The sequence below is a fragment of the Pseudomonas sp. GM17 genome, assembly GCF_000282175.2.
GTDB lineage: Bacteria > Pseudomonadota > Gammaproteobacteria > Pseudomonadales > Pseudomonadaceae > Aquipseudomonas > Aquipseudomonas chlororaphis.
Window position 1 is genome coordinate 4,638,781 of record NZ_CP124732.1, and the last position, 26,193, is coordinate 4,664,973.

Annotated in this window: 18 protein-coding genes; 13 read left to right on the forward strand and 5 right to left on the reverse strand. The window is 62.5% G+C overall.

Annotated features, from left to right (window positions below; translation table 11 throughout):
* Positions 1 to 486 precede the first annotated feature (486 nt).
* Positions 487 to 1,038: a lipopolysaccharide transport periplasmic protein LptA gene (gene lptA / locus PMI20_RS20805; RefSeq protein WP_007923429.1), complete on the reverse strand. Its 552-nt coding sequence runs from the start codon at positions 1,036 to 1,038 to the stop codon at positions 487 to 489.
* A gap of 426 nt (positions 1,039 to 1,464) precedes the next feature.
* Between lptA and PMI20_RS20810 the strand changes: the two genes are divergently transcribed.
* Together PMI20_RS20810 and PMI20_RS20815 are read left to right on the forward strand one after the other, a co-directional pair.
* Complete coding sequence (locus PMI20_RS20810; protein ID WP_007923428.1) at positions 1,465 to 2,448, forward strand: TerC family protein; 984 nt, start codon at positions 1,465 to 1,467, stop codon at positions 2,446 to 2,448.
* A 102-nt stretch (positions 2,449 to 2,550) separates the two neighbouring features.
* Positions 2,551 to 3,222 carry a class I SAM-dependent methyltransferase gene (locus PMI20_RS20815; protein WP_007923427.1) on the forward strand — a complete coding sequence of 224 codons (672 nt, stop codon included), beginning with the start codon at positions 2,551 to 2,553 and terminating at the stop codon, positions 3,220 to 3,222.
* Positions 3,223 to 3,306: 84 nt separating this feature from the next.
* Here PMI20_RS20815 and PMI20_RS20820 read toward each other — a convergent pair whose 3' ends face one another.
* Both PMI20_RS20820 and PMI20_RS20825 read right to left on the reverse strand, forming a co-directional pair.
* On the reverse strand, positions 3,307 to 3,807 hold the full coding sequence (locus PMI20_RS20820; protein ID WP_007923425.1) for a GNAT family N-acetyltransferase: 501 nt from the start codon (positions 3,805 to 3,807) through the stop codon (positions 3,307 to 3,309).
* Positions 3,808 to 4,079: 272 nt separating this feature from the next.
* Positions 4,080 to 4,595, reverse strand: coding sequence for a DUF2938 domain-containing protein (locus tag PMI20_RS20825; protein ID WP_007923423.1), 516 nt, complete (start codon positions 4,593 to 4,595; stop codon positions 4,080 to 4,082).
* Between the two features lie 79 nt (positions 4,596 to 4,674).
* On the opposite strand from PMI20_RS20825, the gene PMI20_RS20830 reads away from it, so the two are divergent.
* Positions 4,675 to 5,118 (forward strand): helix-turn-helix domain-containing protein, encoded by a 444-nt coding sequence (locus PMI20_RS20830; RefSeq protein WP_007923421.1) that lies wholly within the window; start codon positions 4,675 to 4,677, stop codon positions 5,116 to 5,118.
* A gap of 64 nt (positions 5,119 to 5,182) precedes the next feature.
* Here PMI20_RS20830 and PMI20_RS20835 read toward each other — a convergent pair whose 3' ends face one another.
* Positions 5,183 to 6,091 (reverse strand): AraC family transcriptional regulator, encoded by a 909-nt coding sequence (locus tag PMI20_RS20835; protein WP_007923419.1) that lies wholly within the window; start codon positions 6,089 to 6,091, stop codon positions 5,183 to 5,185.
* A 167-nt stretch (positions 6,092 to 6,258) separates the two neighbouring features.
* On the opposite strand from PMI20_RS20835, the gene PMI20_RS20840 reads away from it, so the two are divergent.
* From PMI20_RS20840 to PMI20_RS20855, 4 genes are all read left to right on the forward strand, one after another.
* A complete protein-coding gene (locus PMI20_RS20840; RefSeq protein ID WP_007923417.1) occupies positions 6,259 to 7,308 on the forward strand; it encodes an NAD(P)-dependent alcohol dehydrogenase in 1,050 nt (349 codons plus the stop codon).
* A gap of 287 nt (positions 7,309 to 7,595) precedes the next feature.
* Positions 7,596 to 7,718, forward strand: a complete 123-nt coding sequence (locus tag PMI20_RS20845; RefSeq protein WP_007923415.1) for a hypothetical protein — start codon at positions 7,596 to 7,598, stop codon at positions 7,716 to 7,718.
* A 98-nt stretch (positions 7,719 to 7,816) separates the two neighbouring features.
* Positions 7,817 to 8,113, forward strand: coding sequence for an immunity protein Imm33 domain-containing protein (locus tag PMI20_RS20850; RefSeq protein ID WP_502945121.1), 297 nt, complete (start codon positions 7,817 to 7,819; stop codon positions 8,111 to 8,113).
* Positions 8,114 to 8,165: 52 nt separating this feature from the next.
* Positions 8,166 to 8,546, forward strand: coding sequence for a c-type cytochrome (locus tag PMI20_RS20855; RefSeq protein WP_081502423.1), 381 nt, complete (start codon positions 8,166 to 8,168; stop codon positions 8,544 to 8,546).
* A gap of 75 nt (positions 8,547 to 8,621) precedes the next feature.
* On the opposite strand, the gene souR is transcribed toward PMI20_RS20855, so the two are convergent.
* A complete protein-coding gene (souR, locus tag PMI20_RS20860; RefSeq protein WP_007923411.1) occupies positions 8,622 to 9,638 on the reverse strand; it encodes a transcriptional regulator SouR in 1,017 nt (338 codons plus the stop codon).
* A gap of 428 nt (positions 9,639 to 10,066) precedes the next feature.
* Between souR and PMI20_RS20865 the strand changes: the two genes are divergently transcribed.
* The 6 genes from PMI20_RS20865 (at position 10,067) to PMI20_RS20890 (ending at position 26,083) form a co-directional block, all read left to right on the forward strand.
* Positions 10,067 to 11,821, forward strand: coding sequence for a dipeptidase (locus PMI20_RS20865; protein ID WP_007923409.1), 1,755 nt, complete (start codon positions 10,067 to 10,069; stop codon positions 11,819 to 11,821).
* Positions 11,822 to 12,139: 318 nt separating this feature from the next.
* A complete protein-coding gene (locus tag PMI20_RS20870) occupies positions 12,140 to 12,646 on the forward strand; it encodes a hypothetical protein (protein ID WP_007923402.1) in 507 nt (168 codons plus the stop codon).
* 171 nt (positions 12,647 to 12,817) lie between these two features.
* Positions 12,818 to 13,282 carry a VOC family protein gene (locus PMI20_RS20875; RefSeq protein WP_007923400.1) on the forward strand — a complete coding sequence of 155 codons (465 nt, stop codon included), beginning with the start codon at positions 12,818 to 12,820 and terminating at the stop codon, positions 13,280 to 13,282.
* 172 nt (positions 13,283 to 13,454) lie between these two features.
* The gene (locus PMI20_RS20880; RefSeq protein WP_284169032.1) at positions 13,455 to 18,119 is read left to right on the forward strand and encodes a T1SS-143 repeat domain-containing protein; all 4,665 of its coding nucleotides are present in this window, start codon (positions 13,455 to 13,457) and stop codon (positions 18,117 to 18,119) included.
* 273 nt (positions 18,120 to 18,392) lie between these two features.
* Positions 18,393 to 21,221, forward strand: a complete 2,829-nt coding sequence (locus PMI20_RS20885) for a DUF5801 repeats-in-toxin domain-containing protein (protein ID WP_284169034.1) — start codon at positions 18,393 to 18,395, stop codon at positions 21,219 to 21,221.
* A gap of 272 nt (positions 21,222 to 21,493) precedes the next feature.
* On the forward strand, positions 21,494 to 26,083 hold the full coding sequence (locus tag PMI20_RS20890) for a T1SS-143 repeat domain-containing protein (protein ID WP_284169036.1): 4,590 nt from the start codon (positions 21,494 to 21,496) through the stop codon (positions 26,081 to 26,083).
* Positions 26,084 to 26,193 lie beyond the last annotated feature (110 nt).

Here is a 26,193-nt window from a genome sequence, read left to right on the forward strand (position 1 = left end):
GCTGCCGGCCGCCGTAAGCCCTACAGTCCAGGCACTGAGCCCACAAATGCGGAACAAGAAATACTCCTCAGGAATTGAACGACTTGTGCGGCAACGCTACATAGAAGCTTCGGCAGTCGATATAAGATATTTCCTAAAAATCAGCTTCATTCTCCATGATCAATTAGTGAATCTTGCACATGGAAATAATGAAGTCTCCGCGCGACCGCCGGGGTCAGCAATCTGCCCGGAACTGCTGAGGCTATCGCCGAAGACTATAAAGCTGGAACAGGGAGAGGAAGTTGCGATCGCTTGAGCGCGGACCCAGGACCAAGACTGCTGGCAAACGATAGGAACAACGCCTTTTTGATCATGGGCAAGTCCATTTCTTTGTTGTTTTAGAGAACGAAACGACAGCACCAAAACTTTCGCGTTTCCAACTATGGTTATGAGCCACATCGCCTGAAGGGGGCAGTCCCTCGATGCGGCGGATCTTGTCAGTGCCCATTACTGGGCCCTTTGCATCTCATTTTTCTTTTTCGGCTGGATGACCATGTCGGTCCGAGGGCGCGACTCGGTGATCTTGCTACCGGTGGCGCGACCAACACTGGCAATCTGCTTGACGGTGTCGTAGACAATTTTCTCACCCAAGGTGGTATTGCCTGCGCTGATTACTTTGGCTCTGTCGATCAGAATGATGCGGTTCTGCTGGGTCAGATATTGAATGGTCATGGCATATGCCTGGACCGGTTCAGGGTCTGTAGCTTTTTGCAATTGTTCGAAATAGGCCAGGTTGCCCACGGAGGTGACGACATCGACCTCGTTGTGGCTGCCCTTTTTCATGGTGACAGTCACAGTGTCGCCGGTGATCTTCATCGAACCCTGGGTAATGATGACGTTGCCGGTATAAGTAGCAAAACCTTGCCTGTTATCAATTTGACTGCGGTCGGCCTGAACTCGAATGAGTTGCTCACTGTCGTTCGGCAGCCCCCAGGCGTTCATGCTTCCCAGTGCCATGCTCAAGCCAAGCAAAACAGGAAAAGATTTAACGAACTTCATGCCATCCACTCAATCACCCCTTGAAAGCGCCACTGATTCGAGCTGCCACAATGCACGATCTTGATCTTGCAAAAAACGTGGGAATGGAGATTCAGATTGTTCTGAAGAACGCTGGACAGCAACAGCTAGCAACCGACGCCTGCTTCTATACCGAATGGGCCGAAAGCGACTTGAACAAGTCGGCTGGCGCTCACTGAGGCAAAGGCCCACCGAGCTGGGCCCGATTTTCCCCTGCCCCCCTCAGGTCACCACAACGTCGGGCTGGAGTGATCTTTTTTTGCTGACCGAATGAACCTCGCGGGAGAACCTTCAGCGACACTTCGTAAATAACGAACCATGGGTGAGGAATAATCGATTTTTCTTCACCGCGATCTCCCCACTAGCATGAACCGTGGCTTCAGCACACGCCCGGACCGGGAGAACGGCATGCAGTCCCTGCACATCGGCGAACCCTGGATGTGGTTCGCCTTCATCATCTTCGTTCTGGCCATGCTGGCCCTGGACCTGTTTGTCCTCGGCGGGCGCAAGGCCCATCGCGTCTCGGTACGCGAAGCGTCGTGCTGGGTGATTGCCTGGTCCACGCTGGCGCTGGCCTTCGCGGGATTGCTCTGGTGGTATCTGCAGGGCGAGTTCGGGCCTGAGATCGCCCAACGCAAGACCCTGGAATTCCTTACCGGCTATCTGATCGAGCAGTCGCTGTCGATCGACAACATGTTCATCTTCGTGATGATCTTCGGCTACTTTGCCGTGCCCCCGGAGTTGCAGCGCCGGGTGTTGCTGTACGGTGTGCTCGGGGCGATCGTGATGCGCGGGGCGATGATTTTCGCCGGCGTGTGGCTGGTGTCGCAGTTCGCGTGGCTGCTGTATGCGTTCGGTGTGTTCCTGATCATCACCGGGATCAAGATGCTGCTGTTCGCCCATCGGCAGCCCGACCTCGCCAGGAACCCCCTGTTGCGCTGGATACAGGACCATCTGCGGATCACCAGCGGCTTTCATGACGAGCGTTTTTTCGTCAAGCAGGACGGTCGGCGCTGGGCCACGCCGATGTTCCTGGTGCTGGTGCTGATCGAGGCCAGCGACCTGATGTTCGCGGTCGACAGCATCCCGGCGATCTTCGCCATCACCACCGACCCGTTCATTGTGTTCACCTCGAACATCTTCGCGATCATGGGCCTGCGTGCCCTGTACTTCCTGCTGGCCGACATGGCCGAGCGCTTCCACCTGCTTAAGTACGGCCTGGCGATCGTGCTGGTGTTCATCGGCAGCAAGATGACGCTGATGCCCTGGCTGCACATGCCGGTGGAATGGTCGCTGGCCACTGTCGGCGGGATCATTCTGGCTTCGGTGCTGCTGAGCCTGATCACCAGTCGCAACAAGTCGCCTGACGAGGACCGGATGCGCATCCTCTAGAAAGCGCCTGAGCGGCGAACGACGTATTGGACCCGGGCGCCCCGCCTGCTAACGTCAGCGCTAGCGACTCCGTAGCCCCCACCACTGACGCTGGACACCGACATGCCCACTCCCGAATCCACCCTGCTGCACAGCTGGCAGTACAACGCCCAGGCCTGGATCGACGCCATCCGCGGCGGCGCCATTCAAAGCCGCGTCGAGGTCACCGACCAGGCGATCCTGCTGGCGGTGCTGGGCCGCCAGCCCGAGCGCGTGCTCGATCTGGGTTGCGGCGAGGGCTGGCTGTTGCGCGCCCTGGCGCAACGGGGCATCGAGGCGGTCGGGGTGGATGGCGATGCGGCCCTGGTGGAGGCGGCGCGGGCGGCGGGCTCGGCAACGGTGCATGTGGCCAGCTATGCAGCACTGGCGGAAGCGCAAGTAGACATCGGCCGCGACTACGAGCTGATCTGCGCCAACTTCGCCCTGCTGCACCAGGACATCATCCCGCTGCTGGCCGCCATGCACGCCCTGCTCGCCCCGGGCGGCGCGCTGGCGATCCAGACCCTGCATCCCTGGAGTGCCGCGGCCGGCGACTACCAGGATGGCTGGCGCGAAGAGACCTTCGCCGGCTTCAAGGGTCAGTGGCAACCCATGCCCTGGTACTTCCGCACCCTGTCCAGCTGGCTCAACGCCCTGGACATGGCCGGCTTCCAGCTCGCCAGCCTGCAGGAACCGCAACACCCACAAAGCCCGGTGCCACAGTCATTGCTGTTGGTGGCCGAGCGGCGCGGGTAAGCGCTATCCGGCTGACTGACACGACGTAGCGGTTACAGGCCAGCAGTCAGAGTCGCGAGTGCGGTAAAGGGCCACAACCCTTATCTAGATCGGGAGAACGAACCGGCGCTCGGCTCCCGCCTTGCTGTCTTCTGCGGGCTGCTCCGGCAAGAACCCGCAGCGTTCCACGACCTTGGTCGAGCCGAGATTTTCCGGGTAGACATAAGCCACCAGCTGCGTCAGTTGCCAGCGCGTCCGCGCTTGCTCGATCAGTTGCCGCAGCGCCTGTGTCGCAAGCCCCTGGCCGCAGGCGCTCTGGGCAATCCGATAGCCGACTTCGGCGGAGCGCTGCGCGGTATCGATGTTTTTCAGGTTGGCGCGACCGATGATGTTTGCGCTGCAGTCCTCGATCACCAAGGGGTGCCAGGTGCCGGCCGCGAAAGCGGCCAGATAGCCCTCGATATGCTCGGCGACGCCCTGCAACGAATAAAAGGCCGGGGCACGCGCCTCGATATGGGATTCGAACCACTCACGGTTCAGGGTTTCGAAGGCCAGCAGCGCTTGCGTATCGGTACGGCTTAGCTCGCGCATTTTGAATGGCGGCATACACACCTCTGCTTTTCTCGGGCCGGAAGCGAACTGTATCGGTATGTCGGTGTTTAGGCGGTGGCCGTTGAGCGACAGAACTGTCGTCCATGATCCTATGCCAAATGCCACAGTCAGCCAACTGAACGCACGGCGCGTCGGCATCAAGAAGAGCCTTCATGATCGGCAGGCCGCTACCCATGCCGTCGGTGGCGACAGGCAGAAACCGGCCAGCAATATGCACTCAGGACTTACGCTCTTACCCTGAGCCCCGCCGCTGCCCCAAAAGGCACTCAACTTAGGCATAACGATGCCGGAAAGAGCAGTATCAACAGCCATCCCGCCACAAAAAGCCCCAGCCCGAACGTCAGATGCGCAGTGACGCTTCTGCGCCTTGCCACGTTCGGTGCCGCTGTTTTCGAAGCGGCAACGCCGAAACCGAACGCGGGCTGCAGGATGAAGAAAGGCGCAATCACACTGACCAACCCCATCACCAGCGCAGGCGCCAGCGTGGGGTTGCAGATCCAGACAAGCCCTTTCGCACCGATCAGCATCATCGCGAAGACAATACCCGTGACGTAATGGAACACCCACCCCATCAGGCGTTCATTCCTGACAGGAGCCGCCGTCATGATCGGGGAATGACGAAACCGCCCCTGGAACATGTGGCCCAGCCAACGACCGACCAGGCCATAGTCAAGCGACGCCAGGCCAAACACTCGTGCTTGAATAAAAGCCGATACGTCCATGATCAGCGTGGCCCCCATTCCAACAAACAGAATGCGCAGTGCTGTCTCGGCTGCTCCCATGGTATTGCTCCTTGCCTTGAACCTGTTTTGGCGGTTTGATCCGAGCAGTCTGCAGGTTCAAGTCGACTTGAGGTCAAGCATGAAAGAGCTGGATATTGGTGAAGTGGCACGGCGTTCCGGCCTACCGGCTTCAACGCTGCGCTACTACGAAGAGAAAGGTCTTATCAGTTCGATAGGTCGTCGTGGCCTGAGTCGCGTGTTTCGTGCCGATGTACTCCAGCGATTGTCCTTGATCGCGCTCGGGCAGTCGGCAGAGTTTTCACTGGACGATCTCGTCGCCATGCTGGACGCGGAGGGTCAGCCTGACATTGATCGCCAGCGGCTTAACGACAAGGCTGACGAACTGGACCGTACCATCGAGCGACTCCGCGCCATACGCGACGAGCTTCGTCGAGTCGCGTCCTGCCCCGCTGCTCGTCACATTGAATGCTCAAAGTTTCAGAAAATGCTCAATGCCGTCAGGACGGGGGATATCCAGAGAAAAACCAGAAAAGGCGACCTGCACAGACGAAAAAAGCCTTAGTCACGGTCGCGCACCTTTTTCAATTCAAGCGCCCCTTAAACCCTAATACTCTTACTCCCCCCTCCTACCTCCCCCGCAACTGCGCAATATCCCTCCTGGGTGCTGCGCCGAACAGGCGGCTGTATTCGCGACTGAACTGCGACGGGCTTTCATAGCCGACCTTGAAGGCGGCGCTGGAGACGTCCAGGTGTTCGTTCATCATCAGGCGCCTGGCTTCGGTCAGGCGTAGCCATTTCTGGTACTGCAACGGGCTCATGGCGGTGAGTTGGCGGAAGTGGTGGTGAAAGGTCGGCGTGCTCATCTGCACCCGGGCGGCGAGTTCGTCGACCCGCAGTTGCGCGGTGTAATTCAGTTTCAGCCAGTCGATGGCCCTGGCGATGCGGTGGCCCTGGCCGTCGACGGAGGCGATCTGCCGCAGCCGCGCCGACTGGTCGCTCAGCAGCAAGCGGTAGTGAATCTCGCGCTGGATCAGCGGCGCCAGCACCGGGATGGCTTCGGGCTCGTCCAGCAACTCCAGCAGGCGCACGAACGAGGCCAGCATGGCCGGGGTCGCGGTGCCGATGCCCACGCCCTTGCCTGTGCCTCGATCGCGAGGTTGCAGCAGCCCGCCCTGGGCGGCCAGTTCCGCCAGCATGCGCGGGTCGAGCTTGAAGCCCAGCCCGAGGCAGGGTTGCTCCAGACTGGCCGTCGTCACTTGCGAATTGGCCGGCAGGTCCAGTGAGGTCACGAGGAAGCGCGAGGGGTCGTACGGGTAGGCTTCGCCGCCGACCCACAGCTGTTTTGCTCCCTGGGCGACGAGGACGATGCTCGGCTCTGCCATGCACACGGCGGGCGGCGAAGGGATCTCGCGGCGAAACAAACCCAGACCGGGGATCGCTGTCGGGCAGTCCCCCGAGTGTTTGATCCAGGCGCCAATGAGACGCGTGAGGGTTTCCTGGGGCGCCTGGGCGCGGGTGTCGTGTGGGCGTGTCATGTCGGTATGGACCCTCCTTGCCAGACGTTAACCCGGCCCCGGTGCCGCTCCTACCGAAAAAACCAAAGTCCAGAGAATCAGGCAAGAATTCCAGCGAAATGCACTACTGGCCGCCTGCACCTGCCCGGGAAAATGACCGTCCAACGTAACGCTGGATGGAGTGTGCAATGTTAGTCAACGCCTATGGCGCCCATGCGGGCGACCAACCTCTGGAACCACTGCAGATCACCCGCCGCGCCCCCGGCGCCCATGACGTGCAGATCGACATCGCCTTCTGCGGCATCTGCCACTCGGACCTGCACCAGGTGCGCGCCGAGTGGCAAGGCACGCAGTTTCCCTGCGTGCCCGGCCACGAGATCGTCGGCCGGGTCGCGGCGGTCGGCGCCCATGTGCACGGCTTCCGCCCGGGCGATCTGGTCGGCATCGGCTGCATCGTCGACAGCTGCAAGCACTGCGCCGACTGCGAGGATGGCCTGGAGAACTACTGCGACGGCATGATCGGCACCTATAACTTCCCGACGCCGGACGCCCCGGGCTGGACCCTGGGCGGCTACTCGCAACAGATCGTGGTCCACGAACGCTACGTGCTGCGCATCCGCCACCCCGAGGAACAGTTGGCCGCCGTCGCGCCGCTGCTGTGCGCGGGCATCACCACTTATTCGCCGCTGCGCCACTGGAAGGTCGGGCCAGGCAAGAAAGTCGGCGTGGTCGGCATCGGTGGCCTGGGCCACATGGGCATCAAACTGGCCCATGCCCTGGGCGCGCACGTGGTGGCGTTCACCACCTCCGACTCCAAGCGCGAGGCCGCTCGCCAGCTGGGCGCCGACGAAGTGGTGGTGTCGCGCAATGCCGAGGAAATGGCCGCCCACGCCAAGAGCTTCGACCTGATCCTCAACACCGTGGCCGCGCCCCACGATCTCGACGCCTTCCTGGTGCTGCTCAAGCGCGACGGTGGCATGACCCTGGTGGGCGCCCCGGCGACTCCGCATGCCTCGCCCAATGTGTTCAACCTGATCATGAAACGCCGGACCCTCGCCGGCTCGATGATCGGCGGCATTGCCGAGACCCAGGAGATGCTCGATTTCTGTGCCGAGCACGGCATCGTCGCCGACATCGAGCTGGTGCGCGCGGACCAGATCAATGAATCCTACGAACGCATGCTCAAGGGCGACGTCAAGTACCGCTTCGTCATCGACAACGCCACCCTGGCGGGCTGAGCGCGGCAAGCGCCTGATCCCGCTCATGCAGAACAACCTCTGGTAGTCCGTTGGGTGCCCGGCTTGGGCCCCCTTCGCTTCGCGGCACCGAATCCGGTGTCGCGTTTTCCTTCTGCCGCGACCGGAGCCGCTCCAGCACCGGGCCGGCCCCGATCGCCATTCACGCGCCTGCCCGGTCTTCCACCGGCGGCGTGCACCCATTTATGCATCGAAGCGTCCGCAAGACCCGGCCGGCAACGCCCAGCGGTCAGCACGGACGCTTCCAGCCACACAGGAAACCTGTCGCCATGACCGCTACCTCTCACGCCGAATCGCCCGACCCCCGACACACCTGGGGCGCCGTGCTGGCGGTACTGGCCGCCCACGCCGCCACGCGCAAGCCTTTCATGGCAGCGAACATGGCGGCGTGAGCGCTGGTGGGCGCGACAAAACAGGGCCGGGTGTCAGCGCGCGCTGTCGATGATCTGGCCGCCGTCAGGCGCTGAATAAGGCTTTCCACCAGAAAGACATCTGTAAAAAATACGGACTGCCCGTACTTCCTCCAGACGAAATGGTCGCCATCGCGATTGCCACTCTGGGCAAGTCACCTATTTATGGCGCACGCATTTCGCTGCCGGAGGGGGGGAATATCAGTTGGTTTATTCACTGCGGAGAACATTCGAACGCTGATGATTTTTATCAAGCGGTTCACACTGAGCATCTCAGTGAAATGCTGCCACAGGTGATGAATTACCTTTGCCTGCCCGCTGGCGCCAAGTTCATCATCGACAACCAAGGCTACGAAGATGTCTGGATGGAAGGCTGACAAACCTTTGCCCTCGATTCAGGCTGATTGACACAACAAGGACGTATGAAAAATGAAAGTAAAGGTATTGCTCATCGCTTCGCTAGGCGTTCTATCGCTCACTCAAACATCACTGTCCTTCGCGGATAACAATGGGAAAAACCTCTATTCGCAGCGATGTGCCGTGTGCCACGGAGCCGATATCAAAGGAAGCGGACCACTGGCCAATAAAAGCAACCCTCCAACACCTGACCTTACAACACCCACTTTCAAGAAACGGCTCAACGATTATCCGGGCGTTATCGTGTCATCGATAATACTTCGCCCAAATGGCGACCTGATTCCAAGAACCTTGCGAGAGAATGGCGTAAAGATACCGCCGCACGCCTGGAGCGTTAAGGACCTGCGCGATTTGAATCAATACATGAACGGTGTGATTTCAAAAAATCGATGACTCAGCGAAAAGCTGATGAAATATGAGATGGGCGACATGCCCCCCTCATTTGGCTGCCGGGTAAATCGCCCGCGATCATTTCACCAGGCGCTTTTCCTTCGACGGCCGATAGCCGAAATACGAGCTGTAGCACTTGCTGAAATGGCTCGGCGAGACGAAGCCGCAGGCCACCAGCACCTCGACCTGGGACAGTTCGGTGTGCTGCAGCAATCGACGCGCTTCGGTGATGCGCAATTCCAGGTAGTAGCGCTGCGGGGTGGTGCCCAGTTGCTCCTTGAACAAGCGCTCGATCTGCCGCCGGGAACGCCCGGCATACTCCGCCAGCTGGTCCATTTGCAGCGGTTCCTCGAGGTTGGCGTCCATCAGGTTGACCACCTCACGCAAGGGCGCGCTCAACGACACATGCATCGTCGGCTTGATGCGCCGGTAGCGGGATTCCTCGAACGACAGGATGTCCTCGATGCCCTCGACCAGCGCCTTGCCGTGCAGCCCCTTGATCCATTCCAGGGCCATATGGAAGGCGCCGGCGGGACTGGACGCCGTGAGCCGGTCGCGGTCCACCACAAAGGCCTCGCTGGTGACATGGGTGACCTTGGAAATCTCCGCCAGCGCCGGACGATGCTCCGGGTGGATCGCACAACGGTAGCCTTCAAGCAGCCCCGCAACGCCGAGGAACCAGGCCCCGTTCCACAACCCGGCCAGGGTGATGCCCAGTTCGGCGGCGGTTTTCAGCAGGCTGCTCAGCCGGGGATCGGCCTTGAGCTCCGTGCGATAGCCGCCGCAGATCACCAGCAGGTCGAGGTCCTTGAGCGCCACCGGGGTCAGGCGCGCATCGGGGCGGATCACCAGCCCGAGGTCGCTGGTGACCTCGCCGTCCTGCAAGCCGAAGGTCGTTGAGGAGAACAAGGCGGGACGCAGCAGGTTGGCGGTGACGATGGTATCCAGGGCCTGGGTGAAGGCCGGCAACGAGAAGTGCTCGAGCAGCAGGAAGCCCGCCCGCGCATGGGCCGCGGGCGCCACCCGCGCCTCTTCCAGGTAACGCAGGTTCTTGCCCTTCATGCCGCCACTGAAATCCCGTCGTTCAACCGCCATACGCCCTCGCCTGTCTTACCCGACCCAATGCGGTTTCAGTGTAAATCACCGGAGAAACCCGGCACTGCCCACACCAAGAAACCTGCCCGGACGCCAGCGCCAACAACGCCGCCGTGGTCTGCCGTGTCAACCTCGCAGGCGTTACCGGGCGACGGAATTCTACTGCCCCGCAGGCCCACAGGGACAGAAAATATCGGCCAGGGCGCAGCCTGGAAAAACGGCCGCCAAGCCTCGAGTTTGAGCCTTGCGTGCCGGCTAAAAAGCAGCCGATCTGCCAGGCGCCCCGGGGCCGTTTTTTTTTCGTTTCTGCGCCGCTTTTGCATTTCTGTGCGACAGATCCCACTTCGGGGGCTCCCGTACCCTTCCCTTGTGGTGTTAGGTTGGGAGGTCAGATATTTCCTAACAATCTGCAAGGAACGCCTCCCGCAATGGATTTCTCCCTCAAGCAACTGGCCGCGGCCACCCTGGTGCTGGCCAGCCTGTCAGCCTTCACCACCGCCGCCCACGCCAACATCACCCCGCAGCAGAACGCGGCGATTCTCAAGCGCTTCGCCGATGCCTCGGTCACGGATTTCCGCCAGTTTCTCGGCACCTTGAGCAAAAATGAGGCGGCCAAGAGCGAGGTGGTCAAAGAAGCCAACCTCGGCCCGGCCATCAATGCCTTCCTCGACAACAAGGCGCTTTCCGCCGAGCAGCAGAACGAGATCCATCGCCTGCTGGGCCTCTATGCGCGGGTGAAGTACGGCAAGGCCGCCACCGAAACCCTGCGCGAGCTGGTGGCGATCCCCACCGTGCGTGTCGATGGCGTGCCGCAGCACGAGAACCCTGAGTTCCTCAAGATCGCCGACAAAATCAAGGCCCTGGCCCAGGCCTTCGACCTGAACTTTCGCAACATCGACAACCGCGTCTACGAGATCTCCTTGCAAGGCAGCGGCAAAGAAGTGGTGGGCATCCACGCCCATGCCGACGTGGTGCCGGTGACGCCGGAGAACTGGGTGCTGCAGGACGGCACCAAGCTCGACCCGTTCAAGGTCACCCTGGTCGGCGACCGCATGTACGGCCGCGGCACCGAGGACGACAAGAACGGCATAGTCGTGGCCCTGTACGCCATGAAGATCATCAAGGAAGAGAAGCTGCCCCTGGCGCGCAACTTCAAGCTGCTGGTGGACACCACCGAGGAAACCAGCGGCGACGCGATTCCCTACTACTTCGAACGCAACCCGACACCCAACTACAACCTGGCGCTGGACGGCGGCTACCCGGTGGTGATCGCCGAGAAAGGCTACGGCACCGTCATGGCCAGCTTCCCGCGGCGTGCCGCCGAGGGCAAAGGCGCGGAGATCGTCTCGATGACCGGCGGCCTGGCCACCAACCAGATTCCGGGCGCCTCGGTCGCCACCCTGGTGACCGACCAACCCGCGGAACTGGCGGCCAGCCTGCAGAAGGCCGGCGCCGAATACGCCAAGGCCCATGGCGGCGACTTCAGCGTGGCCGCCAAGGTCACAGGCAAGGACGTCAAGCTGACGGTCACCGGCGTGTCCGCCCACTCCTCCGAGCCCGAGTCCGGGGTCAACCCGGTGGCGCGCATGCTCGACTTCATCAACGGCCTCGACGGCAAGGTCGCGCTCAAGCACAACCCGATCACCGACGCGGCGCGTTATGCCGCCGACAACTGGGGCCTGGACTACCTGGGCAACACGCTGGGGGTCGGTTTCGCCGATGACTTCATGGGCCCGCTGACCACCTCCCTGACCTATGTCGGCCAGGACGAAAAAGCCTTCAAGCTGGCGGTCAACCTGCGCGTGCCCAAGGGCAAGACCCCGGAGGTGTTGAAAAAGGAAATTGCCGACAAGCTGGCCGCCTGGAGCAAGCAGAACCAGGTCGCGGTGAACTTCGACTATTCGATCGCCGAGCCGATGTACCGCAACCCCGAGGGTGAATGGGTCAAGGCGCTGCTGGCGGTGGCCAGCGAAAACCTTGGCATGAAGCACGAGTTCGGCACCTCCGCCGGCGCCACCTCGGTGCATGAACTGCCCAACGGCGTGCAATTCGGCCTGGCCCGTCCCGAGGTCAAGTACACCGGCCACAACGACAACGAGTTCAAGACCGTCGAGCAGTTCCAGCTGGACCTGCAGATCGTCACCGAGATGTTCGGTCGCATCGGCCAGTTGCCGAAACTCTGAGCCCTTGCGGACCCGCCGCCCTGGCGGGTCCACTCGTGCCAATCGGGTCGCGCCACCATGGGCGGCCTTCGCACGCCCTCCCCCGACCTGATCCATCCGGCGTTGGCGCAGCGCGCGCCCTGACAACCGCGCGCCGCCCCGGCCACGACACCGGTCATCGCGCCGCCATGGCGAGGTTCTTGTTAAGGCAAAAGAGCCGATCTATACCTCAACAGGCTATTTGCAACGGCGCAAACAACCCGGGCTTCGCCGCCTGCATGGCAAGCCAGGTATTCAACCAACCGGACAACTGGACAGTGGCATCACCAAGGAGCGGTCATGAGCGGAAAACTATTAGTCAAATGGGTCAACAGAACCGACCGGCACCCCAAGGGTGTCTGCGAGGCGGCCGTGATGAAGTGGCTGGCGGCGATCGACAACAACGGCCTGGTCCAGGCCATGAAGCTGACACCACAGCAATGCGACGACCTGCAGGATCAGGTGGAAGACGGCGAGACGTTCGTTTTTCTGCTGCCTCCCCTGCTGCTTCCCACCTCGAGCTTCTCCCCCTTCAACCCGGTGCCGACCACCGTGGATTCGCTGAAGGCCCTGAAGGCCGGGAACTTCCTCTTCGTTTCCGCCCAGGGCCAGAGTGTGACCGCCGGCGGGCATGCGATGGGCATCTACAAGAACACCACCAACCTGTTCTTCTTCGACCCCGAGTTCGGGATCTATGCCTATGACTTCAACAGCCAGGCGGACCTGGCTGAAGTCGTCAAGCGAACCCAGGGCTATGGGGAGGCAGCCTATTGCCCAGGCACCTTTACCCCACCGCCAAAACCTTGAGCCGAGGCTTCGAGCGTCCTGCGGCAAGGCTGTTTGGCTGCAGGGTCAGGTCTTGGGCATAAAAAAGGCCACTCTAGCGAGTGGCTTTTTTGTGCCCCCTGAGGCAGCAAATGGGTAGCCTACCTGGACCTGCGGCAAACGCATCGCATCTGGGAAATAAAGGAGAGCCCCTTGAAATTAAAGTTCAGCCACGTCGATGTGCTCGTCAAAGACCTCGAGCAAGCCTGTGGGTATTACGCCCGAATCTTCAGCGCAAGGATTTCCAGGACCCTGGATTGGCAGCGCGACGGTCTGCAGGTGCGTTATGCGATCGTCAGGTTTGGCACGGAACGCCTGATGCTGGTGCAACCCTTTGCCGGCAATCTCAAGGCGCTGATGGACGCCAACGGCGAAGGCACGATCTACCGTCACTGCTATAGCACTCCGGACATCGAGGCCGCCTACGACGAGTTGCTGGCCGCGGGGGTGCAGCCGGAAGACGAGAACGGCACCCCCCTGTCGCGCGACAACCTCCAGTCCCCCAGCGGCACACGCATCCTCTGGCTACCGAAACGCTTCGGGCATTTCTCCATCGAGCTGCTTGAAGAGGCGGAGCTGGAGGCCTTCATCGAGGAAGCATTCGCCGAGGACAGGTAAGGCGACAGGCGCCAGCGCTCTCGCGTTTCTCCTGCCGTATAGGCTGAAACTCCCAGGCCGCCTGGGAGTATCGGCCAATGCGCAACCTCCTGCGCATCCCCATAGTTGTGACATCTGCCAGCAGAGGGGCCCAAGTGCGGCCCCAACGACTGGAACTGCCTAGGAGCATGTCATGACCACACCCCAATCCCCCACCACCGACCTGACCGCTGATACCTCTCCCGATCTGTACCCCGTCTTCCCCAGCGACGACACACTGACCCTCACCGCCCTGACGGATGGTGCTCCGCTCGTGGGAGCGACCGGCACCAACGTTGCCCTGGACGAAACCAGCGGGTTGCAGAACGCCACGGCCACGGCCAGCCCAACGGGGGATGCCGACGACAATGACATCCTGCTGACCTCCCTGCCCTCGACCTTCGCCACCCGCTTGACCGCCCTCGGGGCCGGTACCGCAACGGACGCGGCCTTGAGTGGCTACACCGGTGCCGTGGGCGACACCGGCAGCAATGCCTTCACCCTCAACCTGGCGCCCGGCGCGATCAATGTCGATATCAGCTTCACCGACAGCCTGGGCGCGGCGCTCAATGGCCTGGACAGCGGGCTGGATACCCTCGATGGCATCGACATCCTGCTGTATACCGATACCAACAACAACATCCTGCTGGGCCGGGCCGGAGGCCCTGCCGGCGCGATCGTGTTCGCCGCCTATATCGAGGAAACCGGGTCGCCGCTGTCGGGCGGCAAGATCTGGACCGTGGAATACCAGCCGCTCAAGCATCCGGACGCCAACAACCCGGACGATGCCCTCAACCTGCTGAACAAGGTGTTTATCGGCGCCAGCCAGGACCTGACGTTTAACCTGGCCAATGCGCCGTCCGGGCAGAACCTGTTCCTGATGTTCACCAAGGCCAGCCCGACGGTGGTCAACGACGGCGGCGTATTGCGGATCAGCGACCCGACGATCATCGCCACCGGCAAGGACCCCGCCGACCAGTCATCGGGCGTCAACATCAGCACCGGCGATACCATCAACACCAGCCAGGCCGGTGGCCCGACCACCTTCGGCACCAACAGCCAGATGATCACGGAACAGGAAGGCATCCGTTTTACCTTCGTCACCGGCGCCCGGCAGGACATGACCATTCCCAACCTGGATCAGAACGAAGCCGATGTCGAAGCCAACATCGACTTCACCGCGATGTTTAATGCCAAGGCGGCCAATTTCGATATCGTGCAGCTGCAAAGCGGCAAGAGTGCGGTAGTCAAGATCAGTGCCTTCAACACCGCGGTTGAAAGTGGCGCGAGTTTCGTCAATGGCTATGCGAACGATACGTCGGTGGCCATCACCAATGTTCGTGTGATCAACAACGCCACGGGACAAGTGATCGAAAACTCGGACGGCTCGGTGAATGACACGAGCATCCTCATCAGCTTTGCCAGCGGCGTGGCCACCGTCACCGGCATCAAGGCCGGCTACAAGATCGAATACACCACCACCTCGGACCACAACCGCGTACTGATCGAGAACGGCGCCGCCCTGGACGCCAAGGGCAATACCCACGCCGACTTCGATATCGGTGGCTTCACCCTGCGCCAAGCCTCCACCACGACCGCCGAAATCGGCTCGCATATGCTCTTCGAGGACGATGGTCCGGCAGCGGCCGGAACCGCCGTGGCGGGCACCGTCGACGAGGACGGCCTGGCCAGCGGTGTGGCCGGCGGTGTCGGTGACGTGGCCGGCGAGGCCACCGTGGCCAGCGGCAGCGTCGCCGGGATCTTCCAGCCCGGCGTCGATGTGCCACTGAGCTATTCCTTATCCACCGACACCAGCGGCCTGCCGGCCCTGACGTCCGGCGGGGTGGCGCTGGTCTACAGCGTGGTCGGCAATACCCTGACCGCCAAGGCCGGCGCCGTCGATGTGTTCACCTTCAGCCTCAGCACGGCAGGCGCCTACAGCTTTACCCTGCTCAAGCCGCTGGATCACGCCGCCGGCAACGACGAGAACGACATCACGATCAACCTGGGCTCGTTGTTGCGGGCCACCGACAAGGACGGCGATACGGTCACCGCGGCGGCCGAGAAACTGGTGATCACCGTCGATGACGATACCCCCACAGCGACCGGGACCGCCGTGACCGGCACCGTCGACGAGGACGGCCTGGCCAATGGCATCGCCGGCGGGGTCGGGGATGTGGCGGGTCAGGCCACCAATGCCAGCGGCAGCGTCACCGGTATCTTCCAGTCCGGGGCCGACGTGCCGCTGAGTTATACCCTGTTGAGCGATACCAGCGGTCTGCCAGCCCTGACGTCTGGCGGAGTGGCGCTGGTGTATAGCGTTGCCGGGGACACCCTCACCGCCAAGGCCGGCGCCGTCGATGTGTTCACCTTCAGCCTCAGCGCCGCCGGTGCCTACAGCTTCACCCTGCTCAAGCCTCTGGATCACGCGGCCGGCAATAACGAGAACGACATCACGATCAACCTGGGCTCGTTGTTGCGGGCCACCGACAAGGACGGTGACGCGGTAACGGCCGCGGCCGAGAAGCTGGTGATCATCGTCGATGACGATACGCCCACCGCAACCGGGACCGCCGTGACCGGCACCGTCGACGAGGACGGCCTGGCCAATGGCATCGCCGGCGGGGTCGGTGATGTGGCGGGTCAGGCCACCAATGCCAGCGGCAGCGTCACCGGTATCTTCCAGTCCGGGGCCGACGTGCCACTGACCTATTCCCTGTCGAGTAATACCAGCGGCCTGCCGGCCCTGACTTCCGGCGCAGTGGCATTGGTCTATAGCGTCGTCGGCGACACCCTGACCGCCAAGGCCGGCGCCGTCGATGTATTCACCTTCAGCCTCAGCACAGCCGGTGCCTACAGCTTCACCCTGCTCAAGCCGCTGGATCACCCCGCAGGCAATAACGAAAACGACATCACCCTCAACCTCGGCACGCTGTTGCAAGCCACGGATAAAGATGGCGACACGGTGACGGCCGCGGCCGAGAAGCTGGTGATTACCGTCGATGACGACACACCCACAGCGACCGGGACCGCCGCGGCCGGCACCGTCGACGAGGACGGCCTGGCCAATGGCATCGCCGGTGGGGTCGGGGATGTGGCGGGTCAGGCAACTGTCGCCAGCGGCAGCGTGAGCGGGATCTTCCAGTCGGGGGCCGACGTGCCGCTGAGCTACTCCTTGTCGAGCAACACCAGCGGCTTGCCAGCCCTGAGCTCCGGCGGGGTGGCACTGACCTACAGCGTCCTGGGCAATACCCTGACCGCCAAGGCCGGCGTGACGGATGTGTTCACCTTCAGCCTGACGGTAGCGGGTGCCTACACCTTCACCCTGCTCAAGCCTCTGGATCACGCGGCCGGCAATGACGAGAACGACCTTACCCTCAACCTCGGCACACTATTACAGGCCACCGACAAGGATGGCGACACAGTGACCGCCGCGGCCGACAAACTGGTGATCACCGTCGATGACGACACCCCGACCCTGGCCTTCGGCAACCTGATCGGCACGGGTACCGACCATGCGCAACAAGGTTACTGGAGCATCGGATCCGGTGCCGACGGACTAGGGGCGGCCGGCCTGGATATTTCCCTGGTGAACGGCCAGTTCACCCTGGTCCGGCCGGACGATACGACCACCACCGGCACCGGTACGCTGGTCGAGCAGTCGCCTTCACCGGACGCCAATGGCGCCTATCAGTTCGCCGGCACCCTGACCGGTGACTTCGACAACAACGCGGCCACGGCCAACACCACCGTCCACTACACCCTGACCGCCAACGCCAACGGCACCTATGCCCTGGACCTGCAGGAAGGCTTCCGCTCGACCGTGATCCTCAGCAGTGCCGACGGCTCGCTGGATGCCGGCGGTCCGGACCCGGTGCGCACGCTGACCATCGGCACCGAGCATGTGGTGTTCTTCGGTGCCAACCCGCTGGCGCCGCAGACCGGTCCGAACAGCATCCTCACCGGCATCGGGCTTGGCGCGCCCGACCCTACCGAAGCGCAGTTGCAGACCAATCCCCTGCCGTCCTACATCGGCTCGGCGGCCATGAACGTCAGCACCTCCGGCATCGGTATCGCCAACAACAACCTGGAGGGCAACACCACGGCGGGCATCAACGCCGGTGACGAGAGTTTCGTCATCAACCCCGAGACGCTGCTGACGGCCATGAAGGTCTTTATCGACAACTCGGTACAGGGCTACGACCCGGCCACCGAAGAGCTGTACTACACGATCTACTACGACAACGGCACGACCTCGGGCGCGCCCATCAAGGTGCTGGCCGCCGACCTGCACGCGGAGGCGGGAGGACAGAAGTCCTTCCTCGTGGAGTGGGACGATTCCCACCTGATCGATGCGGTCCAGCTCACCATGGGCAAGGGTACGATCAAGATCCCGGTGATCCAGTTCATTCAGGAGACCCAGAACCTGGCCAGCGACATCCAGCTGTCGTTCAACACCACGACGACGGACAAGGATGGGGATACGGCCACCAGCGCGTTCGACGCCAACCTGTTCGCCAACGACCCGAGCGATCAGAGCTTCGACTTCAGGCTGGTCGGCACCGCCGGTGAACGGGATGCCTTCAATATCGATCTGTCGGTGGCCGAGAACCTGTACCAGGTCACTGGCTTCGATGCAGGCGCAGGCCAACGGGATGCGGTGGTGCTCATTGGTGACGCGGGCGCCACTGTGCAGTCGATCAACAATGCCGGCGCCGACAGCATCGTGACGATTGCCGAGACCGGCGGACAGCTGACGACCATCACCCTGCTCGGGGTCGACCTGCTCAATACCGACATTGTGATGGGCAGCGTCTGAAACCTCGCGCGTGCGAATGAAAGCGAGGGTGGCCTGGAAACCACCCTCGCTTTTTTTGCCGCGCCTAACACTCAAGCGGCCCAAGGTTTGAAGAGCACCTCCTGGACCGGCGCCTTCGCCTCCCCCATTTCCCTCCCAGATAGGCTGAACCTCCCAGACCGTCTGGGAGTATCGGCCAATGCGCAACCTCCTGCGCATCCCCATAGTTGTGACATCTGCCAGCAGAGGGGCCCAGGTGCGGCCCCAACGACTGGAACTGCCTAGGAGCCTGTCATGACCACACCCCAATCCCCCACGAACGACCTGACCACCGATACCTCTCCCGATCTGTACCCCGTCTTCCCCAGCGACGACACACTGACCCTCACCGCCCTGGCGGATGGCGCTCCGCTCGTGGTAGCGACCGGAACCAACGTTGCGCTGGATGAAACCAGCGGGTTGCAGAACGCCACGGCCACGGCCAGCCCAACGGGGGATGCCGACGACAATGACATCCTGCTGACCTCCCTGCCCTCGACCTTCGCCACCCGCTTGACCGCCCTCGGGGCCGGTACCGCAACGGACGCGGCCTTGAGTGGCTACACCGGTGCCGTGGGCGACACCGGCAGCAATGCCTTCACCCTCAACCTGGCGCCCGGCGCGATCAATGTCGATATCAGCTTCACCGACAGCCTGGGCGCGGCGCTCAATGGCCTGGACAGCGGGCTGGATACCCTCGATGGCATCGACATCCTGCTGTATACCGATACCAACAACAACATCCTGCTGGGCCGGGCCGGAGGCCCTGCCGGCGCGATCGTGTTCGCCGCCTATATCGAGGAAACCGGGTCGCCGCTGTCGGGCGGCAAGATCTGGACCGTGGAATACCAGCCGCTCAAGCATCCGGACGCCAACAACCCGGACGATGCCCTCAACCTGCTGAACAAGGTGTTTATCGGCGCCAGCCAGGACCTGACGTTCAACCTGGCCAATGCGCCGTCCGGGCAGAACCTGTTCCTGATGTTCACCAAGGCCAGCCCGACGGTGGTCAACGACGGCGGCGTATTGCGGATCAGCGACCCGACGATCATCGCCACCGGCAAGGACCCCGCCGACCAGTCATCGGGCGTCAACATCAGCACCGGCGACACCATCAACACCAGCCAGGCCGGTGGCCCGACCACCTTCGGCACCAACAGCCAGATGATCACGGAACAGGAAGGCATTCGTTTTACCTTCGTCACCGGCGCCCGGCAGGACATGACCATTCCCAACCTGGATCAGAACGAAGCCGATGTCGAAGCCAACATCGACTTCACCGCGATGTTTAATGCCAAGGCGGCCAATTTCGATATCGTGCAGCTGCAAAGTGGCAAGAGTGCGGTAGTCAAGATCAGTGCCTTCAACACCGCGGTTGAAAGTGGCGCGAGTTTCGTCAATGGCTATGCGAACGATACGTCGGTGGCCATTACCAATGTTCGCGTGATCAACATCGCCACGGGACAAGTGATCGAAAACTCGGACGGCTCGGTGAATGACACAAGCATCCTCATCAGCTTTGCCAGCGGCGTGGCCACGGTCACCGGCATCAAGGCCGGCTACCAGATCGAATACACCACGGCCGCGGACCACAACCGCGTCCTGATCGAGAACGGCGCCGCCCTGGACGCCAAGGGCAATACCCACGCCGACTTCGATATCGGTGGCCTCACCTTGCGCCAGGCCTCCACCACGACCGCCGAAATCGGCTCGCAGATGATCTTCGAGGACGATGGACCGACCCTCGCCTTCGGCAACCTGATCGGCACCGGGACCCAATTGGCGCAACAAGGCTACTGGAACATGGGGGCTGGCGCCGACGGGCTGGATGCCAATGGCCTGGATATCTCGCTGGTGAACGACCAGTTCACCCTGGTCCGGCCGGATAACACCACCACCACCGGCACCGGTACGCTGGTCGAGCAGTCGCCTTCGCCGGATGGCAATGGCGCCTATCAGTTCGCCGGCACCCTGACCGGTGACTTCGACAACAACGCGGCCACCGCCGATACCACCGTCCACTACACCCTGAGCGCCTATGCCAACGGCACCTATGCCCTGGACCTGGAAGAGGGTTTCCGTTCGACCGTGGTCCTCAGCAGTGCCGACGGCTCGCTGGCTGCCGGCGGTCCGGACCCGGTGCGCACGCTAATGATAGGCAGCGAGGATGTAGTGTTCTTCGCCGCCAATCCGCTGGCACCGCAGACCGGCGATAACAGCATCCTGACCGGTATCGGGCTCGGCGCGCCCGACCCTACCGAAGCGCAGTTGCAGACCAACCCCCTGCCGTCGTTCATCGGCTCGTCGACCATGAACGTCAGCACCTCGGGCATCGGTGTCGCCAACAACAACCTGGAGGGCAACACCACCGCGGGTATCAATGCCGGCGACGAAAGTTTCGTGATCAACCCCGAGACCTTGTTGACCAGCATGAAGATCTTTATCGACAACTCGGTGCAGGGCTACAACCCGGCCACCGAAGAGCTGTACTACACGATCTACTACGACAACGGCACGACCTCGGGCACGCCCATCAAGGTGCAAGCCGCCGACCTGCACGTAGAGGCGGGTGGCCAGAAATCCTTCACCGTCCAGTGGGACGGCAGCCATCTGATCGACGCCGTCCAGCTGACGATGGGACTGGGCACGGTCAAGATCCCGGTAATCCAGTTCATCAAGGAGACCCAGAGCCTAGCCAACGATATCCAGCTGTCGTTCAACGCCACGACGACGGACAAGGATGGGGATACGGCCACCAGCGCGTTCGACGCCAACCTGTTCGCCAACGACCCGAGCGACCAGGCCTTCGATTTCAGGCTGGTGGGCACCGCCGGTGAACGGGATGCCTTCAACATCGATCTGTCGGTGGCCGAAAACCAGTACCAGGTCACAGGCTTCGATGCGGGCGCAGGCCAGCGCGATGCGGTGGTGCTCATTGGTGACGCGGGCGCCACTGTGCAGTCGATCGACAATGCCGGCGCCGACAGCATCGTGACGATTGCCGAGACCGGCGGACAACTGACGACCATCACCCTGCTTGGGGTCGACCTGCTCAATACCGATATTGTAATGGCCAGCGTCTGAAACCTGGCGCATCAAACCCGTGCGAGGGTGGCCTGGAAACCGCCCTCGCTTTTTTCTGCCGCGCCGCACGCTCAAGCGGCCCAAGGTTTGAAGTGCACCTCATGGACCGGCGCCTTCGCCTCCCCCGCTTCCCTCCCAGATAGGCTGAAACTCCCAGGCTGCCTGGGAGTATCGGCCAATGCGCAACCTCCTGTGCGTCCCCATAGTTGTGACATCTGCCAGCAGAGGGCCCGGGTGCGGCCCCAGCGACTGGAACTGCCTAGGAGAATGTCATGACCACCCTGCAAGAAAACCTATCCCTCACGAGCGACCCGCTCGTGGTAGCGACCGGCGTCAACGTTGCGCTGGACGAAACCACCGGGCTGCAGAACGCCACCGCCACGCCAGCCCCTGCGGGAGACGCCGACGACAATGACATCCTGCTGGCCGCCCTGCCCTCGGCCTTCGCCACCCGGCTGACCGCCCTCGGCGCGGGTACCGCGACGGACGCCGCCTTGAGCGGCTATACCGGCGCCGTGGGCGACACCGGCAGCAATGCCTTCACCCTCAACCTGGCGCCCGATGCAATCAACGTCGATATCAGCTTCACCGATAGCCTGGGCGCTCCGCTCGATGGCCTGGACAGCGGCCTGGACACCCTCGATGGCATCGACATCCTTCTGTATACCGATACCAACAACAACATCCTGCTGGGCCGGGCCGGAGGCCCTGACGGGGCGATCGTGTTCGCCGCCTATATCGAGGAAACCGGGTCGCCGCTGTCGGGCGGCAAGATCTGGACCGTGGAATACCAGCCGCTCAAGCACCCGGATGCCAGTAACCCGGACGATGCCCTCAACCTGCTGGACAAGGTGTTTATCGGCGCCAGCCAGGACCTGAAGTTCAGCCTGGCCAATGCCCCCTCCGGGCAGAACCTGTTCCTGATGTTCACCAAGGCCAACCCGACGGTGGTCGACGATGGCGGTGTACTGCGGATCAGCGACCCGACGATCATCGCCACCGGCAAGGACCCCGCCGACCAGTCGACGGGGGTCAACATCAATACCGGTGACACCATCAACACCAGCCAGGCCGGTGGCCCGACCACCTTCGGCACCAACAACCAGATGATCGTGGAACAGGAAGGCATTCGATTTACCTTTGTCACCGGCGCCCGGCAGGACGTGACCGTGCCCAACCTGGATCAGAACGAAGCGGACGTAGAAGCCAATATCGACTACACCGCGGTGTTTAATGCGACGACGGCCAGTTTCGATGTCGTGCAGTTGCAAAGCGGCAAGAGTGCGGTGGTCAAGATCAGTGCCTTCAGCACTGCGGTTGAAACCGGAACGGACTTCATCAACGGCTATGCGAACGATACGTCGGTGGCCATTACCAATGTTCGCGTGATCAACAACAGCACCGGTCTGGTGATCGAAAACTCCGACGGCTCGGTGAATGATCCGAGCATTGCCATCAGCTTCGATGGCGGCGTGGCCACCGTTACCGGCGTCAAGGCCGGCTACCAGATCGAATACACCACCAGCGCGGACCACAACCGCGTACTGGTCGAGAACGGCGCGGCGCTCGACGCCAGGGGCAATACCCATGCTGACTTCGACATCGGTGGCTTCACCCTGCGCCAAGCCTCCACCGCGACTGCCGAAATCGGCTCGAAAATGATCTTCGAGGACGATGGGCCGGCCGCAGCCGGAACCGCTGAGGCCGGCACCGTCGACGAAGACGGCCTGGCCAGTGGCATCGCCGGCGGCGTCGGTGATGTACCTGGCGAATCCACCAATGCCAGCGGCAGCGTGACGGGCATCTTCCAGTCCGGCGTCGATGTGCCGCTGAGCTATGCCTTGTCCACCGACACCAGCGGCCTGCCGGCGCTGACCTCCGGTGGTGTGGCGCTGGTGTACAGCGTGGTCGGCGACACCCTGACCGCCAAGGCCGGCGCGGTCGATGTGTTCACCTTCAGCCTCAGCGCCGCGGGCGCCTACAGCTTCACCCTGCTGCAGCCGCTGGATCATCCAGCCGGCAACGATGAGAACGACATCACGATCAATCTGGGTAGCCTGCTGCAGGCCACCGACAAGGATGGCGACACCGTGACTGCCGCGGCCGAGAAACTGGTGATCACCGTCGATGACGATACGCCAACCGCCACCGGGACCGCCGCGACCGGCACCGTCGATGAAGACGGCCTGGCCAACGGCATCGCCGGGGGTGTCGGTGATGTGGCGGGTGAATCCACCACGGCCAGCGGCAGCGTCACGGGGATCTTCCAGTCCGGGGCCGACGTACCGCTGAGCTATGCCTTGTCGAGCGATACCAGTGGCTTGCCAGCCCTGAGTTCGGGCGGGGTCGCGCTGGTCTACAGCGTTGCCGGCGACACCCTGACCGCCAAGGCCGGCGCCGTCGATGTGTTCACCTTCAGCCTCAGCGCCGCGGGTGCCTACAGCTTTACCTTGCTGCAACCGCTGGATCATCCAGCGGGCAACGACGAGAACGACATCACGATCAACCTCGGCACCCTGCTGCAAGCCACGGATAAGGACGGCGACACGGTAACGGCCGCCGCCGAGAAACTGGTGATTACCGTCGATGACGATACGCCCACCGCAACCGGAACCGCCGAGGCCGGAACCGTCGATGAAGACGGATTGGCCAATGGTATTGCCGGTGGGGTCGGTGATGTGCCTGGCGAGATCACCACCGCTAGCGGCAGCGTCAGCGGGATCTTCCAGCCCGGTGCCGATGGACTGCTGAATTACGCCTTGTCGAGTGACACCAGCGGCCTGCCGGCCCTCAGTTCGGGCGGGGTGGCGCTGGTCTATAGCGTCGCCGGCGATACCCTGACGGCCAAGGCGGGTGCCGTCGATGTATTCACCTTCAGCCTCAGCGCCGCGGGTGCCTATAGCTTCAGCCTGCTGCAACCGCTGGATCATCCGGCCGGCAATGATGAAAACGACATCACCCTCAACCTCGGCACGCTGTTGCAAGCCACGGATAAAGATGGCGACACAGTGACGGCCGCGCCCGAGAAGCTGGTGATTACCGTCGATGACGACACACCCACCGCCAATGGCAGCGCCGAGACCGGCACCGTCGATGAGGACGGCCTGGCCAATGGTATCGCCGGAGGTGTCGGTGATGTGGCGGGCGAGTCCACCACCGCCAATGGCAGCGTGACCGGGATCTTCCAGTCCGGTGCCGATGTGCCGCTGAGCTATGCCCTGTCGAGCGATACCAGCGGCCTGCCGGCCCTGAGCTCGGGCGGGGTGGCGCTGACCTACAGCGTCCTGGGCGACACCCTGACGGCCAAGGCTGGCGCGGTCAATGTGTTCACCTTCAGCCTCAATGCCGTGGGGGCCTATGCCTTCACCCTGCTGCAGCCCCTGGATCACGCGGCAGGCAACGACGAGAACGACATCACCCTCAACCTGGGTACCTTGCTGCAAGCCACCGATAGGGACGGCGATACGGTGACCGCCGCGGCCGACAAGCTGGTGATCACCGTCGATGACGACACCCCGACCCTGGCCTTCGGCAACCTGATCGGCACCGGTACCCAGCTGGCGCAACAAGGCTACTGGGACATGGGGTCTGGTGCCGACGGGCTGGATGCCAACGGCCTGGACATTTCGCTGGTGAACGGCCAGTTCACCCTGGTCCGGCCGGACGACACGACCACCACCGGTACCGGTACGCTGGTCGAGCAGTCGCCGTCACCGGACGCCAATGGCGCGTATCAGTTCGCAGGCACCTTGACCGGTGACTTCGACAACAATGCGGCCACGGCGAATACCACCATCCACTACACCCTGAGCGCCTATGCCAACGGCACCTATGCCCTGGACCTGGAAGAAGGCTTCCGCTCGACCGTGGTCCTCAGCAGTGCCGATGGCTCGCTGGATGCCGGTGGCCCGGACCCGGTACGCACCCTGACCATCGGCAGCGAGCATGTGGTGTTCTTCGGCGCCAACCCGCTGGCGCCGCAAACCGGCGCGAACAGCATCCTCACCGGTATCGGGCTCGGGGCGCCCGACCCTACCGAAGCCCAGTTGCAGACCAACCCGCTGCCATCGTTCATCGGCTCCTCGGCCATGAACGTCAGCACCTCCGGCATCGGCATCGCCAACAACAACCTGGAGGGCAACAATACGGCGGGCATCAACGCCGGTGACGAAAGTTTCGTGGTCAACCCCGAGACGCTGCTGACGGCCATGAAGGTCTATATCGACAACTCGGTGCAAGGCTACAACCCGGCCACGGAAGAGCTGTACTACACGATCTACTACGACAACGGCACGACCTCGGGCGCGCCCATCAAGGTCCAGGCCGCCGACCTGCAGGCGGAAGCGGGAGGCCAGACCTCCTTCACCGTAGAGTGGGACGGCACCCACCTGATCGACGCCGTCCAGCTCACCATGGGCAAAGGTACGATCAAGGTTCCGACCATCGAGTTCATTCATGAGGTCCAGAGCCTGGCCAGCGATATCCAGCTGGCGTTCAACGCGACAGTGACGGACAAGGATGGCGACACGGCCACCAGCGCGTTCGACGCCAACCTGTTCGCCAACGACCCGGCCAACGCGCTTTTCGACTTCAGGCTGGTGGGCACCACGGGTGAGCGGGATGCCTTCAACATCGACCTGTCGGCCGCCGAGAACCAGTACCAGGTCACAGGCTTCGATGCGGGCGCCGGCCAGCGCGATGCCGTGGTGCTCATTGGCGACGCCGGGGCCGTTGTGCAGTCGGTCGACAATGCCGGCAGCGACAGCATCGTGACGGTGGCCGAAACGGGCGGACAGATCACCACCATTACCCTGGTCGGGGTCGACCTGCTCAATACCGACATTGTGATGGGCAGCGTCTGAAACCTCGCGCAGGCGAATGAAAGCGAGGGTGGCCTGGAAACCACCCGCGCTTTTTTTTGCGCGCCCATATGAGAACCGCGGCGAGCGCTCGAGCAGCCCGTCGAGCCGCT